This is a genomic window from Microvirga sesbaniae (assembly GCF_025460805.1).
Lineage (GTDB): Bacteria > Pseudomonadota > Alphaproteobacteria > Rhizobiales > Beijerinckiaceae > Microvirga > Microvirga sesbaniae.
Genome location: NZ_JAMXFJ010000117.1, coordinates 1 through 1,220 on the forward strand (window position 1 = coordinate 1; position 1,220 = coordinate 1,220).

At 62.2% G+C, this 1,220-nt stretch carries 1 pseudogene; it reads right to left on the bottom strand.

From position 1 onward, the window contains the following. Nucleotides 1-80: 80 nt before the first annotated feature. Nucleotides 81-1,183: pseudogene (locus tag OCW50_RS33050) on the bottom strand (IS3 family transposase). Nucleotides 1,184-1,220: the final 37 nt, after the last annotated feature.

Here is a 1,220-nt window from a genome sequence, read left to right on the forward strand (position 1 = left end):
TGGCCTGCCCCATGTGGGTGATCCGGGTGTGATGTTAATTCAGGGTTGGTTTGGAGCTGCCCCCATATGTGATCCACGGCCTATGCAACTTTCCGGGCTTGATGAGTTTGTTGGGCGAAGGCGTTCGGCGTCAAGCCGCCGAGCGCCGTATGGGGCCTGGTCTCATTGTAATCTCTCCTCCAGTCTTCGATCCGCTCCCGGGCATCGGCCATGGATAAGAACCATGATGCATTCAGGCACTCCGCCCGCAGGCGGCCGTTGAATGCCTCGATGTACGCATTATCCGTGGGCGTTCCGGGCCGCGAGAAGTCGATCTCCACCCGGTTGAGATACGCCCATTGGTCCAGGGCCCGACCGGCAAATTCCGGGCGTTGTCTACCCGTAGGCTCTTGGGACGGCCACGGCTTCTGGCGATCTCATCGAGTGCTTCCACCACCTGATGGGCCCGGAAACTCACTCGCGGCACTATCGCCAGTGACTCTCGCGTATGGCAGTCCACCACGGTCAGGATCCGGAACGGACGTCCGTCGAAAAGCTGGTCAGCTCCTGCCAGTCCATCGCCCACACCTCGTTGGGACCACCCACCTCCGGACGACCCTGTCGGTAGCGCCAGGCGCGCTTGCGCTTGGGTGCCTTGGGCCGGATCGACAGCCCTTCCCGCGGTAGAGGCGGTAGGTGCGTTTGTGGTTCACCGGCCAGCCTTCCCGCCGCAGCAGAATGTGCAGCCGACGATAGCCGTAGCGCACACGGGCAGCCGCGAGCTCCTTGAGCCGCATCCGCAGCTCGACCTGCGGATCAGATCGCTGGCGGTAGCGCTGCGAGGAGCGTTGGAAGCCGGTGGCGGAGCATGCCCGTCGTTCGCTGATGCCATAGGCCCTCTGCAGATGGCCTGCGATCTCGCGCCGAACGACGGGCTTCACCACTTTCTTTTGAGCACGTCCTGCAACATGGTCTTGTCCAGGCTGAGATCCGCCACGAGCTTCTTGAGCCGGGTGTTCTCATCCTCGAGCTGCTTGAGGCGTCGGATCTCGGCCACGCCCATGCCGGCGAACTGCTTCTTCCATCGGTAGAACGTCGGTTCGGTGATGCCCATTTTGCGGATCACCTCGGCCACCGGTGTGCCGCTTTCCACCTGGCGCAGGGCAAAGGCGATCTGTTCTTCCGTATACCGCGATCTCTTCATGGCACTGACCCTCCTCAAGGATCAAAATGCCCGGAAA